Origin of the sequence: Microbulbifer variabilis (genome assembly GCF_023716485.1) — a bacterium.
GTDB classification, from domain to species: Bacteria; Pseudomonadota; Gammaproteobacteria; order Pseudomonadales; family Cellvibrionaceae; genus Microbulbifer; species Microbulbifer variabilis_B.
In genome coordinates this window covers 2158661-2173634 of sequence record NZ_CP092418.1, presented here as the reverse complement: position 1 = coordinate 2173634, position 14974 = coordinate 2158661, and the positions used below count along the sequence as shown (strand labels likewise).

Below are 14974 nucleotides of genomic sequence, written 5' to 3'. Positions count from 1 at the left end.
GCGCGCTCGCAGTAAACTTCTCTCCCTTTTAGCGCACTGCTATTGCCTGGCCTGTGCCTCTATCGCCTGCACATTAATCACACAAAAAGCAATTCCGATAAAAACCAATAGAGATGCACCCCACTCCATCGCATCCATCGATTCGCCTAAAATCACCCAGGATCCCATCAAACCAAATACCGGTACCAGCAGCCCAAAGGGGGCAACAAAAGCAGCTGAATAACGCCTAATCAAGTCCCCCCACCAAACATAAGCGAGCAACGTAAGGAATAGGCTTTGATAGAGGATCGCACCCCAGGCTATTGGCGAGGCCTCCAGTAAATGCTGAACGGGCTTTCGAGTTTCCAGGAAATAGGACAATACGAATAGAGGAATTGGCGGCACCAGCGATGCCCAGACCATCAGATGGAATAAATTTACTCCCCGCATTCTTTTCAAAGCCAGATTAGCAATGGCCCAAGCCATACCCGAGCCCATCAAGAGCAAAAACCCTTTCTGCGTTGTGGCCCCTCCCTTATCAGCATCAATGAAAAACAATGTAAAGCCAGCGGCCGCTATCAACAGACCCACAAGCTGCTGCCAACTTATTTTTTCCGCAAAAAAGCAGATACTGAAAATTAAGGTAAAAATCACTTGTGACTGCACCAGCAGCGAGGCAATTCCTGCCTGCGCATCAGTGCGCATCGCCAAGTAAACCAGTCCCGTAGTGAGAAGCTGTAAAAATACGCCGATCAGGACAACATTCCATACTGAGGTTTTTGGAAAAGGGAAAAACCAAACAAATGGAATAGACGCCAAGGCATATCTCATCGCCGTGAGCATCAAAGGGGGAACATCACTGAGAGCCAACTTAACAATCGGATAGGCCATACCAATGATGAATACACAAGCCAGTGCTTTTAAAATGCTATGAATTGGCATGTTAAGAGTTATCCATCCTGTGCTTCTGCCCGTTTCGCTGCCACTTCAGCAGGCTCTCTTTTTAGCGTTTATAGGGGGGTAAAAATTTTTGGAGCGGAAGAAAACAACTCCCCGCTCTGCCAAACATAGCAACCGCTAACGGAATTGCTCTAATGCCCCACTCTGCACGACCTCACACTTCTCTCCAGCGGCAAAGTAGACGATTCCCTTTGCTTAAATAGAAGTGCTATTCTCCCCTGCCCGCCAATTCCAGGATGTAATGATGATATGGATGAGCTGCTGCATTGGTTCGATATGATCGGTATCGCAGTCTTTGCCTTTAGTGGCGTACTCGCTGCAGGTCACAAGCAGATGGATTTATTTGGCGCAGTAGTACTCGCCTGTGTTACCTCTACGGGAGGGGGCACCATCCGGGACATCATCCTCAATATCCCCGTATTTTGGCTGCAGGACACCTACTATTTGTGGATTGCTGTCGCGACCGGTGTAATTAGTTTTTACCTGATACGCTATCTACAGGTACCCATGCGCCTGCTGATGGTGGCAGACGCTATCGGCCTCTCGGTGTTTGTAGTAATCGGCACGCAGAAAGGTTTAGAACTTGGCTATTCCGCCACTATTGCGATCGTAATGGGCATGATGACCGCCACCTTCGGAGGAGTAATTCGCGATGTACTTTCCGGCGATATCCCATTGCTCTTGCGCCGGGAGATCTATGCCACAGCAGCTCTTACCGGCGCCGCTGTATTAGTTGCCTTGGATGCCAGTGGCAAGTTGCCGGGGGATCTGGTGATTGCCATCGCTGTAGTGGTGACCTTGTCAATTCGCTTAGCGGCCTTGCGATGGAATCTATCCGCTCCCATTGCCCGATTTGGCAATCATTGAGCGACTCAATTTACAAAACCCAGAACTTTTTCGGCCCACAGGAATACTCTTAGTGCGAAACTTCCGCCCACTGACCGCCTCCATCATTTTGATCGGCCTGCTGATGAGTGCCTGTGATCGGTCTGAACAGGGGGCAACTTCCCCCGCAGCGAAAAAGCCCAGAAGTTATACCCACCTATACCCCAGATCCTGCTGGTTCAAAACAGACGACAGCTGGCCCGCCACTCAGTGCTTCATGATGGAGGTACCGGAGGATTACGCCCATCCAGAAAGGCGCAAAATCCGCTTCCCGGTTATACACTTTCGCGCCAAGAATCCAGCGCCAAACAAGGCCCCGCTGCTGCATCTCGGGGCGGGTGGCCCCGGTGCCAGCATGGGCCTGGAACCAGAAAACGCCAGCGATTGGCTATGGCTGAATTACGCCGCCATGACTGTAGAGGATGGGCGCGATCTGATTGTGATAGACCCGCGCGGCACCGGCATGGCAAGGCCGCGCCTTACCTGCAGCGAATTTATCGAAGATGCGCAGACAGCTTTCCAGCGCAATCTCTCCCCGGAAGAAGAAGCACGAGTCTTCGCCTTCAGTATGGAGCGCTGCTATAGCCGCCTGAGCAAGGGCGCAGATATGGCGCAATACAACAGCTCGGTGATTGCGCGGGATGTAGATGAACTACGCAAGCGGTTAAAAATCGATAAACTCGACCTCTACGGCGTTTCCTACTCCTCTCGCTATGCCCTCACCTATGCGCGGGATTTTCCCGATTCAACCCGCGCCTTGGTACTCAACAGCGCCGTCTTTCCTAATATTGTCTACACCCAACAGTTGGCACAAGATTCACTGGCAGCTTACGAGCGCGGCCTCAAGCACTGTATTGAAGATGCGAAATGCAACAGCCGCTACCCAGACTTGCGCCGCCGCCTGGAAAATCTGGTGCAAACCCTGGATGAAGAACCGCGCACGATCTCCATCAAACACCGCTATTCCAACCAGCCCTATCCCTTTGTACTCACTGGCCAACGTTTGCTGCGGGTACTGTTCCAGGCCCTATACAACGAGAACTTTTACAGTGAATTACCAAAACTCATTGAGGGCCTGGAAAACAGTAGCGATGAAGGTCTGAAGCCCGCGCAAAAGGCCATAGGGCACTTTATGGAGATCGTATTGGACCCCTACTTCGGCGATGCCGCCGGAGTTAGCCATTTCTGCTATGAGGAAGCCCCCTTTGTCGATTTCGACGAGGCCCGCGAGAGCGCCGAGGACACCGGCATTCTCGGTGGCGCCGTGCGCTCAGACCTGAAGCTGCTGCAACTACAATGCCGAATCTGGGCGATCCCCGCCGCACCACTGCTGGAATCACAACCCATCGCCACTCCCGCGCCGGTTATGGTGTTACACGGCGGCCTAGATCCTGTTTTATCAGCCGAAGATGTAGATGTAGCGCGCAAGGCACTACCCAATCACCAGTGGCTGCTCTTCCCTCAATTGGCTCACGATATTATTTCCGCCAGCAGCTGTGCCGAAAAAGCGGCAGCACGCTTTCTCGATAACCCGACAAGCGACCAGACCGAGCCCACCAAAACCTGCCGCCAGCAGGAACTGGCCGATCAGATCCAGGATGAACAGCAGGGGCAGAACCAAGATGAACAGACAGAGGCTCCTTCCAGCGGAGTACAGGCCCCAGAAAGCAGCCCTTAATCAATTGGTGTCTTTGAACGACAGCAGGAAAAAGCATGGACAGAGTTCGCAGCGCTTCGCTTATTGAGGTGGAAGACTTACAGGAATTAATCGCTAACAAAACCGTAGGGATTCTGGATTGCCGCTATGACCTCGCCGATAATGAGAGTGGCGCCCAGGCGTATGCAGCGGGGCATATTCCCGGAGCCCACTACGCCAGCCTGCATAGGGACTTATCGGCCCCTACCCATCAATTAGGTGGGCGCCATCCTATGCCCAACAGCGCTCAGTTCCAACAGTTCGCTCGCAAACTGGGGATCAACACCGATACGCCAGTCGTTGTCTACGATGATAATCGCCTGGGCTTTGCCGCACGGGCTTGGTTCCTGTTTTTCTTCTTTGGCCACACCAATATTAAGGTTCTCAATGGAGGCCTGCGGGCTTGGCTCGATGCCGGCCTATCGCTAGAGACCCGTGAACCCGCCACCACACCAGAGGGTAATTTCAAAGCAAACCCCAAAGATAACCTGCTGGTACACTACGAAACCCTCAAGGCCTCCCTGGGCAATGCACCCTGGCAGCTGATCGATGCCCGCGATAAGGATCGCTTCGCCGGAAAACACGAACCCATAGACCCAATTGCCGGCCATATTCCCAGTGCGATCAACCAACCCTGGCGCGAAATGACCGATGATGCAGGTAAAGTGAAGTCAACGGTGGCACTCCAAGCACTATGGGACGCTCGCTCCGATGGACGCCCGATTCTGAATTACTGCGGCTCCGGGGTGACAGCTTGTGTGAACTATTTTGCCCAACAACTTGCCGGACGCCGGGACTCCCTGCTCTATCCCGGCAGCTGGAGTGACTGGTGCGCGCATCAACGGCAAGGGAAATAAAGCGGAAAGCAGTGCTCTCAATAAACGCACCATGAGTTGACATGACAGGCCATGAAAAAGCTGAGTAAGAAATAAAATGAGATTATTGGGCAGGCAGGATTAAGGGGCGGTGGTTACCGCCCCTCTGGCCGAACGGATCTGACTCAATCGTACATGGGGTTGCGCAATATTGGACAGATGGCCTCTTTATTTTTCGCCATATACTGCTGGTGGTATTCCTCGGCGTAATAAAATGGCTGGGCCATGCTGATCTCGGTGGTAATCTCACCGCGCTGCTTTTCGTTCAAGGCTGCTTGCACCGCTTCTTTACTCGCTTCCGCTTCTTTCTTTTGCCCTTCGTGAGTGCAGAAAATACAGGAGCGGTATTGGGAACCGATATCATTGCCCTGGCGCATTCCCTGGGTGGGATCATGCATATCCCAAAAAGTTTTTAGTAATTCCGAGTAGCTGACCTTGTTGGGGTCAAACACTACCTTAACGACTTCGGCATGCCCGGTACGCCCACTACATACCTCATCGTAATTTGGATTCTCGGTGGCACCATCCGAGTAACCCACCGCAGTGGCATAGACACCTTCAATGTCCCAAAACTGTTTCTCTGCACCCCAGAAACATCCCATGCCAAAGATTGCGACTTCCATGCCTTCGGGGAATGGTTCCTGGATTGAGTTGCCGTTGACATGATGGATACCGGTGATTTCCATCGGCTGTGGTCGGCCGGGCAAAATCTGATCCGCATCCGGGATCTGGAATTTGTCGTATTGCATACTGTTATCTCAAGTGCTGAAATTTTCTTCAAACAGGATAGCCACAAGCCCTCATTCCGCCCAGAGATTGGAAAGGCTTGAGGCGAGCCATGTTAACCTGACAATCCATGGGATCGAAAAGATATTTAAGCCCTGGGCACAAACTTGGCAAGTGCATAACCTAAGGAGCCGCCATTGGCACGTTTAATTCTTCTAATACTGATCTTACTCGGCATCTGGTATGCCTGGCAGAAAATCAAGTCCAGCTCTAAAGGCGATAGGCGCAAACAGATTTTCTTTATCACCCTACTGGGTGCAGCAGTCATCGTAGTGTTACTAGCCGTCAGCGGAAGGCTGCACTGGGTCGGTGCCATGGTTCTGCTGATCCTACCGGTGCTGGGCCGCCTGCTCAATCAACTCACTCGTTTAATGCCCTGGCTGGCCCCCTTGTTCGAGCGTTATGCGCGCAATCGACAAAATCAAAGCCAACAACAAGAGCAGGAACCCCGTCAGGAACAAAAAGCCGCCCAGGCCGACCAAGGGCCGCCTCTGAGTGAACACGAAGCGCGACGAATTCTAGGCGTTGGCGCCAATGCCGGACGCGATGAAATTATCGGCGCTCACCGCAAGCTTATTCAAAAACTACACCCGGATCGCGGCGGCAACGACTATCTAGCCTCACGAGTAAATGCCGCCAAAGAACTGCTGCTGAATACGCTCTGATCGCGACTCTTTATCAGGGCAAAGTTATTCTGGTACACGACACAAGAGGTGAACATAGCGCGCCAACTGGCGATAAGGATCGGTCTGAGAATACTCCAACTCTTTTTGTACAATTGCCGCAGCGGGTAACTTGTCACGAATAGCAGGCGTCATAAAATCGTGAAAACAACGAATACCACTGTGGCAGATCACCTCAAAACCGGCCTCCTGCAGCCAATCACTCACCCACTCCAATAGCAGTGGGTTTTGTGGTGTCAGGCTGCCGGGGTGTCCACCCCAGTAATCCTCATCGATATTGCGCTCCAACTGACGAAAGCTGCCGCGCTGCAACAAGCGAAACTCCAGCGCGCGCCGATTGTAAAAAGTGAGGGACAAATGGCCACCCGGCTTGAGCAAACGGTGTAGCTGCTGTAAGGCCAAGCGTGGCTCCTCCAGCCATTCAAGCACTGCATGGCAAATCACAAGGTCCGCGCCCTGCAACGCTTTCATCTGTGCCAGCGCCTGTAGGGGCTTGTGCAAAAGGGTTACCCGCTTTTGTAAATGTCTCGCCTCAACTTCAGCGGCTGCGTGCTCCAGCATTTGTGCCGAAATATCTGCCAAGCACACCTGATGCCCCGCAGCCGCCAGGTCCATGGCAAAGTGCCCCTGGCCACCGCCTGCATCCACGATTTTTAAGGTGCGCGATTCCCGGCTGACGATCGCAGCTAAATCCCGATTCAACACCGCCAGACGGATATCCCCCTTGAGGCCGCCATAAATACGATCGCGAAATCGATGCGCCAGGTCGTCAAAGTTCCTGTCGCTGAAACCTGCCTCACTCATGGAGCCCCACCATTTACAACTTCTCTCGCGCGACGCTCATTTTCCGCAATCTTATTGCGCAGCGCTAAATCCATATTCACCCCCAGCACCTCTGCCAACTTACACAGGTACATCTGGATATCCGCCAGCTCTGCAGAAACTTCTTTAGCATTCTCACTCTGCATCAGCGAATGAATATCCGCGTCTTCGCGCCATTGAAAATGCCGATTCAACTCAGCCACCTCTACCGAAAGTGCCACCCCCAGGTTCTTTGCAGTATGTAGTTGCTCCCAGCCCCGCAGCTTGGCTACCTTGTCAAAGGCCGCCACAATTTCACTATTTTCCACTGAACTTCTTCCTCTGCTGCCTCTCCAGGCCGCCCTCCCGCGCCGCCAAAATCGAGTTGAGTGCGCGGGACATAAATTCCCGCCGATACAAGACACAAACCACAAAAAGGTAACCGGCAATAAACAGCAGCGGATGGATAAACCAGCCCAGCACCGACATGGAGAAGTAATAGGAGCGCAGGCCATAGTTATAACTGTGCCCGGCGTGGTCGATCACCTTAGCGGTGCTGATAGCAAAACGAAGGCGCTCATCCTCCGACAGTTCACCCGCTTCCGGCGGAGGTGCGGCTCCAATCAACACATTGGCAAACGAGTATTGACGCAAAGACCAGGTGAAATTGAAAAAGGCGAAAATAAAAATCAGGATAAGCAGCATCACTTTCAGTTCGAACTGCTCAACCGTGGTGGGCTCGGCAAAAGGCAAGCTGGTGAGCACTTCGATGGCAGCTTTGTTCGCCGTCAAGGCCGTCACCAGGCCCGCCAAAATTAGAATACTAGTGGAGGCAAAAAAACCAATCACCCGCTCAAGGTTACTGAGGATTGCGGTATCTGCCATGCGCATATCCCGATCGAGCATGCGCAGCATCCACTCCACCCGGTACCACTGTAATGATGATGTGAGACACCAAGTCTCTTTGGCTTTCTTGCGTGCAAAGACGGTGTAACCGACCCATGTGATTAAAAAGCCAGTGACGCTGGCGATATCCAACCAGGACAACCTCTATCTCCCTGTTCGTCTACATTTATGCCGGGGCTTCGGTAGGTGAAGTCTTCGCCTTGCTGACATCCTTGTCAACACTGTCTTTCCGGTGTGTGCAAGCGGTAGAATAGCGCCCTTTCGCCGGCAGCAGAGGTCGGCCAGAAAATTTTCTATAACTCCAGGGAGCTGTCTTTTGAACAACTCACATCCTGCATTTGAACTGGTTACCAGCGCAGATATCGATTCCCTCGGCGTACGTGTCGAGGAATACCGCCACACCACCACCGGTGCCCAACACCTACACATTGCCGCAGACAATGCGGAAAATGTTTTCCTGGTGGCACTGCGCACTGTGCCCCACGATTCCACCGGTGTGGCCCATATTCTCGAGCACACCGCACTGTGCGGCAGTGACAAATACCCGGTGCGCGACCCTTTCTTTATGATGATTCGGCGTTCACTCAACACCTTTATGAATGCCTTCACCAGCTCAGACTGGACCGCCTACCCCTTTGCCAGCCAGAATCGCAAGGATTTCAATAACCTTCTCGATGTCTACCTGGATGCGGTATTTTTCGCCACACTGGACCCACTGGATTTTGCCCAGGAAGGGCACCGCCTGGAATTCGCCGAAACCGAAAACACCAGCAGCGAGCTGGTATACAAAGGCGTGGTGTTCAATGAAATGAAGGGCGCCATGAGTTCGGTCAGCTCGCAGCTTTGGCACACCCTGAGTAAATATCTGTTCCCCACCACGACTTACCACTTCAACTCCGGTGGCGAGCCTACAGATATCCCCAAACTCAGTTATGAAGAATTGGTAGATTTCTACCGCAGTCACTACCACCCCAGCAACGCCATTTTTATGACTTTCGGCGATATTTCCGCCGCCGAACACCAGGCAGCTTTCGAAGAAAAAGCGCTGCACAAATTTGAGAAGCTGGACAAGACGATCGAAGTGGGCCGCGAAGACCGCTATCACGCCCCGCTCAAGGTGGAAGAGCACTACCCGCTTAGTGGTGAAGCACTGGAAGAAAAAACCCATATCGTTCTGAGCTGGCTACTCGGCGACGTTACCGATCTGGAAGAGGCCCTCACTGCACACCTGCTCGCCGGCGTGCTGCTGGATAACAGCGCCTCCCCACTGATGAAACTGCTCGAGACCACTGACCTCGGCACCTCCCCCTCCCCCCTTATCGGGCTGGACGATTCCCAGCGGGAGCTGGTATTTGTCTGTGGCATTGAAGGCAGCGAGCGCGAGCGCGCCGACGAGCTGGAAAAACAAGTGCTCGCCGTATTGGAAGAAGTTGCCGAGAAAGGCATCCCCTACGAGCAAGTAGCTGCCAGTCTGCATCAGTTGGAACTGCAGCAGCGCGAAATTGGAGGCGATGGCTACCCCTATGGCCTGCAACTGATCCTCACCGCGCTTACCGGCGCCACTCACCGCGGTGATGCGGTTGGCCTACTGAATATCGACGCTACCCTGGAAAAATTGCGCGATCAGATCAAAGACCCGATGTTTATCGCCAATAAAGCGCGCGAACTCCTACTGGAAAACCAGCACCGCGTGCGTCTGGTAATGAGCCCGGACGATAAACTGGCCGGGCGTAAAGAGCAGGCGGAAAAGGCGCAGTTGGCACAGATCAAAGCGCGCCTTAGCGAGCAGGAAAAAGCGCAAATAGTCGAAACTGCCAAGGCCCTCACGGACCGCCAGAATCGCGAAGATGATGCCTCCATCCTGCCCAAAGTGGGGGTAGAAGATATTCCCGCAGAAATGCCGGATGTCGAGGGTGAAATCACTGAGATCGGTGAACAAAAACTCACCCGCTACAGCGCTGGCACCAATGGTCTGGTTTACCAACAAATGGTGTGTGCACTGCCCGAATTTAGCGAAGAAGAAAAGGCGCTACTGCCCTACTACTGCCAGGTATTGAGTGAGGTTGGCCTCGCCGATAAAGACTACCTGGAAGTCCAGCAGTGGCAGACCCGCGTCGCCGGTGCCCTGCACGGTTTCACCAGCAGCCGCACCGCCATCGACAACCTCGATCACTTGTCCGGCCACTTTATTCTCTCCGGCAAGGCACTCTCTCGAAACCAGGGTGAACTGACCGAGCTGATGCAGGCCACTATGGCACAGGTGCGCTTCGATGAGCACGCCCGTATCAAAGAGTTATTGCAACAGACCCTGGCGCGCCGCGAACAGGGTGTTGTCGGCAACGGCCATGCCCTCGCCATGGCAGCCGCCAGTGCTGGCTACAATCGCGCAGCCTGGGAGAGCCACGCCAGCGGTGGACTGCTTGGCCTGCGCAACCTGAGAGCCATGGTCAAAGGGCTCGATGAGAAAGATGGCCTGCAGCAACTTTCTGCGCACTTCCAGGCAATCCACAACAAAATCCTCGCCGCCCCGCGCCAGTTCTTGCTCATTGGCGAAGAGGAAAAACTCAGTGACTTCAGCCAAGCACTGGCACCACTTATCTCTTCATCCAGCACGGCTGCGGCCAATCCGGACGCACCTTTCGAGCGCAGACGGGTACAGGAACTCTGGGTGGCCAACAGCCAGGTGAATTTCTGCTCCAAAGCCTACGCCACCGTACCCATGTCGCACCCGGATGCCGCACCGCTGTCCGTATTGAGCGGTTTCCTGCGCAATGGCTTCCTGCACCGCACGATTCGCGAACAGGGCGGGGCCTACGGTGGTGGTGCCGGACACGACAGCAATATCGGGGTATTCCGCTTTTACTCTTATCGCGATCCGCGTATGGGAGAAACTCTAGAGGACTTCGATGCCTCTCTGCAGTGGTTGGCCGAAGGCAAGCACAAAGAAGAGCAAGTGGAGGAATCGATCCTCGGTGTGATCGGCGGCCTGGATAAACCCGGCTCCCCCGCCGGCGAGGCCAAAAAGAATTTCCACTCAGGCCTCTATGGACGCAGCCACGAAGTACGCCAGCAGTTCCGCAAGCGGGTGACCGAAGTTACTTTGCAAGACCTTCAGCGCGTTGGTGCCACTTACCTGGAACCGTCCAAAGCCAGCACCGCGATTGTCACCGGCCCCCAGGGCAGTGAAGCGGCTGCGAAGCTCAACCTGCAAGAAGAAAAACTGTAATTGAGCCTGGCCCCCGGCAGTATCTACTGCCGGGGCGCCGGTTTAACCCGTTTGCAGACAAATAGTACTCGGCAGTAATCATTTCTCCTGGATCCATGCCGTGATCCCTAAGCGAAGTCCCGATGAGCAAACAAGATAATATCTACGCAAACCCACTGGGCCAGGTGGCCGGCTTTGAATTTGATCGTCAGGTGGTGCAAGTCTTCCCGGACATGATCAAGCGCTCCGTGCCCGGCTACACCACCATCGTGGCCATGATCGGCACCCTCGCGGAACGCTATGCCCAAGCGGGCAGCCGTTGTTATGACCTGGGCAGCTCACTGTGTGCCGCCACCCTGGCCATGCGCCACCGTATTCCCGCAGCAGACTGCGAAATCATTGCCGTAGATAATTCCGAAGCGATGGTATCCCAGGCGCGCACGGTACTCGAAGCGGATAGCGGTGAAGTTCCCGTGCAACTCATTTGCGACAACCTGCAAAACGTAGCGATTGAAAACGCCTCCGTTGTGGTTCTGAATTTCACCCTGCAATTTATTCCGGTTGAGGAGCGCGAGGAAATCCTGCGCAAAATCCAGCAGGGGCTTCGCCCCGGCGGCATCCTGATTATTTCCGAGAAAGTGGACTTCGCCGATAAAGACCACAATGAACTGATGATTGAGTTACACCACTCTTTCAAGGCCGCCAATGGCTACAGCGCACTGGAAATTGCACAGAAACGTTCCGCTTTAGAAAATGTGCTGATTCCAGAGACCTTAGACACCCACCGCTCTCGTCTTAAGAGCGTCGGCTTCACTAGCGTCGATGTCTGGTTCCAATGTTTTAACTTTGCCTCCCTGATCGCTATCAAAGGCAGCCCCGATAAGTAACTACCCGTGATTGACTACACCCAACTCTACCAAGGCTTGCAACATATCCCAGAGCTGCGCAGCTGGCTGGCTCAGCTTCCTCAACAGGTAGCCGAAAACCTTAGCCCTCATCGCTGGGGCGACCTGCCCGACTGGCGCGCAGCTGTCGAAGCCCTACCGAATATCGCTCCCTCCAGCATCGAGCTCAGCAATAGCGTGCGTATCGGCAAGGCCAGCGACGCCTCGCCTCAGCAATTGCAGCGACTGGAACAGGAACTGAGAAAACTACACCCCTGGCGCAAAGGCCCCTGGGAAATATTTGGCCTGCCTATCGATACCGAGTGGCGCTCCGATTGGAAGTGGGACCGGGTGCTGCCGCACCTCGCGCCTATGGAAAACAGACTGGTACTGGATGTTGGCTGCGGCAACGGCTACCACTGTTGGCGCGCCTATGGCGCTGGGGCCCGGCGGGTGATCGGCATAGATCCCTCGGCAAAATTCGTCGCGCAGTTTTACGCCCTGAAAAAATATCTCGGCGACGAACAGCCGGTAGACCTGCTGCCACTCGGCATCGAAGCCCTGCCCGCAAATCTGCGCGCCTTCGATACCACCTTTTCAATGGGTGTGCTCTACCACCGCCGCTCGCCGATGGACCACCTGCGCGAGTTGCGTGAGACCCTGCGCCCTGGTGGACAACTGGTGCTGGAGACCTTAGTGATTGATGGCGGGCTCGGGGATTGCCTGGTACCAGAGGGCCGCTACGCTAAAATGCGCAATGTATGGTTCTTTCCCAGCTGCGCCACCCTGGAAAGTTGGCTACGAAAGTGCGGTTTTCGCAATCCTAGGACAGTAGACTTGAATATCACCAGCCTGGAGGAACAGCGGCGCACCGACTGGATGCACTTTGAGTCACTGGCCGACTTTCTCGATCCGCAATCACCGGACAAAACAGTAGAAGGTCACCCCGCGCCCAAACGGGCTGTTTTGGTCGCGGAAGCGCCATAGCTTGTTTCACAGCCACAATCTGGAAACTCATAAATTCCGCAAAAGCCGTAACAAATAGAATTTTGTACGGAATAGCGACTGCCATCTTGATTGTTGCGCCTTGTAGGGCAAAGTGCGCCCCCAAATGGTGCAACTATATCCTTAAGGGAAGGCCGCGACTGTCTGCGGCCCAGCGCAGAGAATTTATATGAGTATTAGCGTATTTGAACTGTTTAAAATTGGCGTAGGCCCCTCTAGCTCCCATACGGTGGGCCCAATGGTCGCCGCCCGCCAATTTGTTCAGGACCTGCGCGACCGCGACCAACTCGCAAGAACTGATCGCATTCAAGTACACCTTTACGGTTCCCTGGCCCTGACCGGTATCGGCCACGGCACCGATATGGCGGTACTGATGGGACTGCTTGGCCAAACCCCCGATACCATCAATGTCGATAGTATCGATAAGAAGATGGCCGCCATTCACAGCGAACAAGCGCTGACACTTAATGGTGACCACAAAATAGAATTTATTCGCGATCGCGACCTGCTCTTCCATATGGAAGAGTTCCTACCGCAACACTCCAACGGCATGACCTGCCAAGCCTATTGCGGCGAAGAACTGCTATTCGAGCGCAGTTATTTTTCCATCGGCGGCGGCTTTGTTCTCTCAGAGGAAGACTTCGCTCACAAGGAAGAAATTGCCACGCTGCTGCCCTACGATTTCAGTAGTGCCGAACAGCTGATGAAGATCTGCGATCAGCACGACTGGACCATTGCCCAGTTGGCCATGGAAAACGAAAAAGCATTTCGCAGCGAGCAGGAAGTCAAAGACCGCCTGTGGAATATCTGGAAAGTGATGAAAGCCTCCATAGAGCGGGGCTGCCAACAAAAAGGAATTCTGCCCGGCGGCCTGAAGGTACGCCGCCGAGCCGCCGAGCTCTATCAGGAGTTGAGCAAACAAACAGCGGAAGAACGCAATCGCGGCCTCGCCATCCTCGACTGGGTGAGTTTGTTCGCGCTTGCCGTCAATGAAGAAAATGCTGCTCGCGGACGTATCGTTACCGCCCCAACCAATGGGGCCGCCGGTGTTATTCCCGCAGTGATCGCCTATTACGTGGAATTTGTGCACGACCCGAAAGTGCACGGAGAACTCAAAGAGCAGGTGGTGAAATTTATGCTCACTGCCGGCGCCATCGGCATGCTATTTAAGAAAAATGCCTCTATCTCCGCCGCCGAAGTGGGCTGCCAGGGTGAGATCGGCGTAGCCTGCTCAATGGCCTCCGCAGGCCTGGCCGCCGTGGAAGGCGGCAGTAATCAGCAAATCGAAAACGCTGCCGAGATTGGCATGGAGCACAACCTGGGCCTCACCTGCGATCCCATCGGCGGCCTGGTGCAAGTGCCCTGTATCGAACGCAACACCATGGGCGCGGTAAAAGCCATCAACGGCGCACGCCTGGCCCTACGCGGTGACGGCTCCCATATCGTACCGCTAGATAGCGTGATCGAAACCATGCGCCAGACCGGTATCGATATGCAGAGTAAATACAAAGAGACTTCTCTGGGCGGGCTGGCGGTTAACGCCGTTAACTGCTGATGGGTTTCTTTATGCCGGGGCTGGGTTTGGCCTCGGCAAGCTTGCCCTTTCAAAAATTCACACCCAAAACATGCTCATCTCTTGTCATTAAGGCAGGATCACTATCAAGAACTATTCAATTGGAACCTTAGAACCACGGTATTGCTGGAATGTCTCATGTCCCCTATCAATTGTTTACTCAGCTCTCTCTTAGTAGCTTCATAGACCATGAGCATTATTGAGCAAAGGTGTTATTACTCCATAATTCACCTTCCTCAAAGGCAAATTATTGTTTAATAGAATGCTTGCCATCTGAATGAAGTGGAACTTCAGTAAGTGCCCGCTTTATTTCCTCGAGCTTTTCGGGAAGGCTGAACCCCAGATGTTTATTGAGCCTATCCAGTGAACGCTCTAACTCCTGAAATGTTTCAAGTATTTTCTCTACCTGCAGCTTTCCTTTATCTGTCAGAAAGAAAAGCCTCCTTCGCTTATCACTTGCGTCATCTTCATGCTTAATGAGTGAGAGCTTAAGTAACTTCGGAAGTTTCTGCTTAATCAGCTGAGGGGAGGAGTCTGTCTCACGAGCAATTTCATTCAATGACAATCCATCCAATCGATGCAAAGTCACGATGATTGAGCAGGATTTAACCGGAACTTGCACACCATTTCTCGTGAGAATTATCTCGCACTGCTTGGTGATAAGAGTAGAGATAGTCTCCGCAGTCTTGCCAATAAAGTAATTCTCAGGGCTCATAAAAGACAACTCTCATCCATC

General features: G+C 53.6%; 14 protein-coding genes. 8 read left to right on the top strand and 6 right to left on the bottom strand.

The genetic code is table 11. The annotated features are described in order from the left end of the window. Positions 1–39: 39 nt before the first annotated feature. Positions 40–921 (bottom strand): DMT family transporter, encoded by an 882-nt coding sequence (locus MJO52_RS09735; RefSeq protein ID WP_252085743.1) that lies wholly within the window; start codon positions 919–921, stop codon positions 40–42. A 267-nt stretch (positions 922–1188) separates the two neighbouring features. Here MJO52_RS09735 and MJO52_RS09730 point away from each other — a divergent pair, with 267 nt between their 5' ends. Genes MJO52_RS09730 through MJO52_RS09720 form a run of 3 tightly spaced genes read left to right on the top strand, consistent with a single transcriptional unit; the run spans position 1189 to position 4377 of the window. Further along, positions 1189–1806 carry a trimeric intracellular cation channel family protein gene (locus MJO52_RS09730; RefSeq protein ID WP_252085742.1) on the top strand — a complete coding sequence of 206 codons (618 nt, stop codon included), beginning with the start codon at positions 1189–1191 and terminating at the stop codon, positions 1804–1806. Between the two features lie 52 nt (positions 1807–1858). After that, positions 1859–3502 (top strand): alpha/beta hydrolase, encoded by a 1644-nt coding sequence (locus tag MJO52_RS09725; protein WP_252085741.1) that lies wholly within the window; start codon positions 1859–1861, stop codon positions 3500–3502. Positions 3503–3537: 35 nt separating this feature from the next. After that, positions 3538–4377 (top strand): sulfurtransferase, encoded by an 840-nt coding sequence (locus MJO52_RS09720; protein WP_252085740.1) that lies wholly within the window; start codon positions 3538–3540, stop codon positions 4375–4377. A gap of 143 nt (positions 4378–4520) precedes the next feature. Here the strand turns inward: MJO52_RS09720 and msrA are convergent, their stop codons facing one another. After that, on the bottom strand, positions 4521–5144 hold the full coding sequence (gene msrA / locus MJO52_RS09715) for a peptide-methionine (S)-S-oxide reductase MsrA (protein ID WP_252085739.1): 624 nt from the start codon (positions 5142–5144) through the stop codon (positions 4521–4523). A 174-nt stretch (positions 5145–5318) separates the two neighbouring features. Between msrA and MJO52_RS09710 the strand changes: the two genes are divergently transcribed. Next, a complete protein-coding gene (locus tag MJO52_RS09710; protein WP_252085738.1) occupies positions 5319–5846 on the top strand; it encodes a molecular chaperone DnaJ in 528 nt (175 codons plus the stop codon). Between the two features lie 24 nt (positions 5847–5870). Here MJO52_RS09710 and MJO52_RS09705 read toward each other — a convergent pair whose 3' ends face one another. The 3 genes from MJO52_RS09705 to MJO52_RS09695 are packed head-to-tail and all read right to left on the bottom strand — an operon-like array spanning position 5871 to position 7712. Next, positions 5871–6668 carry a methyltransferase gene (locus MJO52_RS09705; RefSeq protein WP_252085737.1) on the bottom strand — a complete coding sequence of 266 codons (798 nt, stop codon included), beginning with the start codon at positions 6666–6668 and terminating at the stop codon, positions 5871–5873. Then, complete coding sequence (locus tag MJO52_RS09700) at positions 6665–6994, bottom strand: nucleotide pyrophosphohydrolase (protein ID WP_252085736.1); 330 nt, start codon at positions 6992–6994, stop codon at positions 6665–6667. The genes MJO52_RS09705 and MJO52_RS09700 overlap by 4 nt, the downstream gene beginning before the upstream one ends. Next, entirely contained in the window at positions 6984–7712 is a 729-nt protein-coding gene (locus MJO52_RS09695; protein ID WP_252085735.1) for a DUF599 domain-containing protein, read from the bottom strand. The genes MJO52_RS09700 and MJO52_RS09695 overlap by 11 nt, the downstream gene beginning before the upstream one ends. Positions 7713–7887: 175 nt before the next feature. Between MJO52_RS09695 and MJO52_RS09690 the strand changes: the two genes are divergently transcribed. The 4 genes from MJO52_RS09690 to MJO52_RS09675 all read left to right on the top strand — a co-directional run bounded on the left by MJO52_RS09690 (position 7888) and on the right by MJO52_RS09675 (position 14220). Then, positions 7888–10797, top strand: coding sequence for an insulinase family protein (locus tag MJO52_RS09690; RefSeq protein WP_252085734.1), 2910 nt, complete (start codon positions 7888–7890; stop codon positions 10795–10797). Between the two features lie 122 nt (positions 10798–10919). Beyond that, positions 10920–11663, top strand: a complete 744-nt coding sequence (cmoA, locus tag MJO52_RS09685; RefSeq protein ID WP_252085733.1) for a carboxy-S-adenosyl-L-methionine synthase CmoA — start codon at positions 10920–10922, stop codon at positions 11661–11663. 6 nt (positions 11664–11669) lie between these two features. Beyond that, entirely contained in the window at positions 11670–12647 is a 978-nt protein-coding gene (gene cmoB / locus MJO52_RS09680; protein ID WP_252085732.1) for a tRNA 5-methoxyuridine(34)/uridine 5-oxyacetic acid(34) synthase CmoB, read from the top strand. A gap of 187 nt (positions 12648–12834) precedes the next feature. Further along, positions 12835–14220: an L-serine ammonia-lyase gene (locus tag MJO52_RS09675; RefSeq protein WP_252085731.1), complete on the top strand. Its 1386-nt coding sequence runs from the start codon at positions 12835–12837 to the stop codon at positions 14218–14220. Between the two features lie 265 nt (positions 14221–14485). On the opposite strand, the gene MJO52_RS09670 is transcribed toward MJO52_RS09675, so the two are convergent. Next, positions 14486–14953, bottom strand: coding sequence for a hypothetical protein (locus tag MJO52_RS09670; protein WP_252085730.1), 468 nt, complete (start codon positions 14951–14953; stop codon positions 14486–14488). Positions 14954–14974 lie beyond the last annotated feature (21 nt).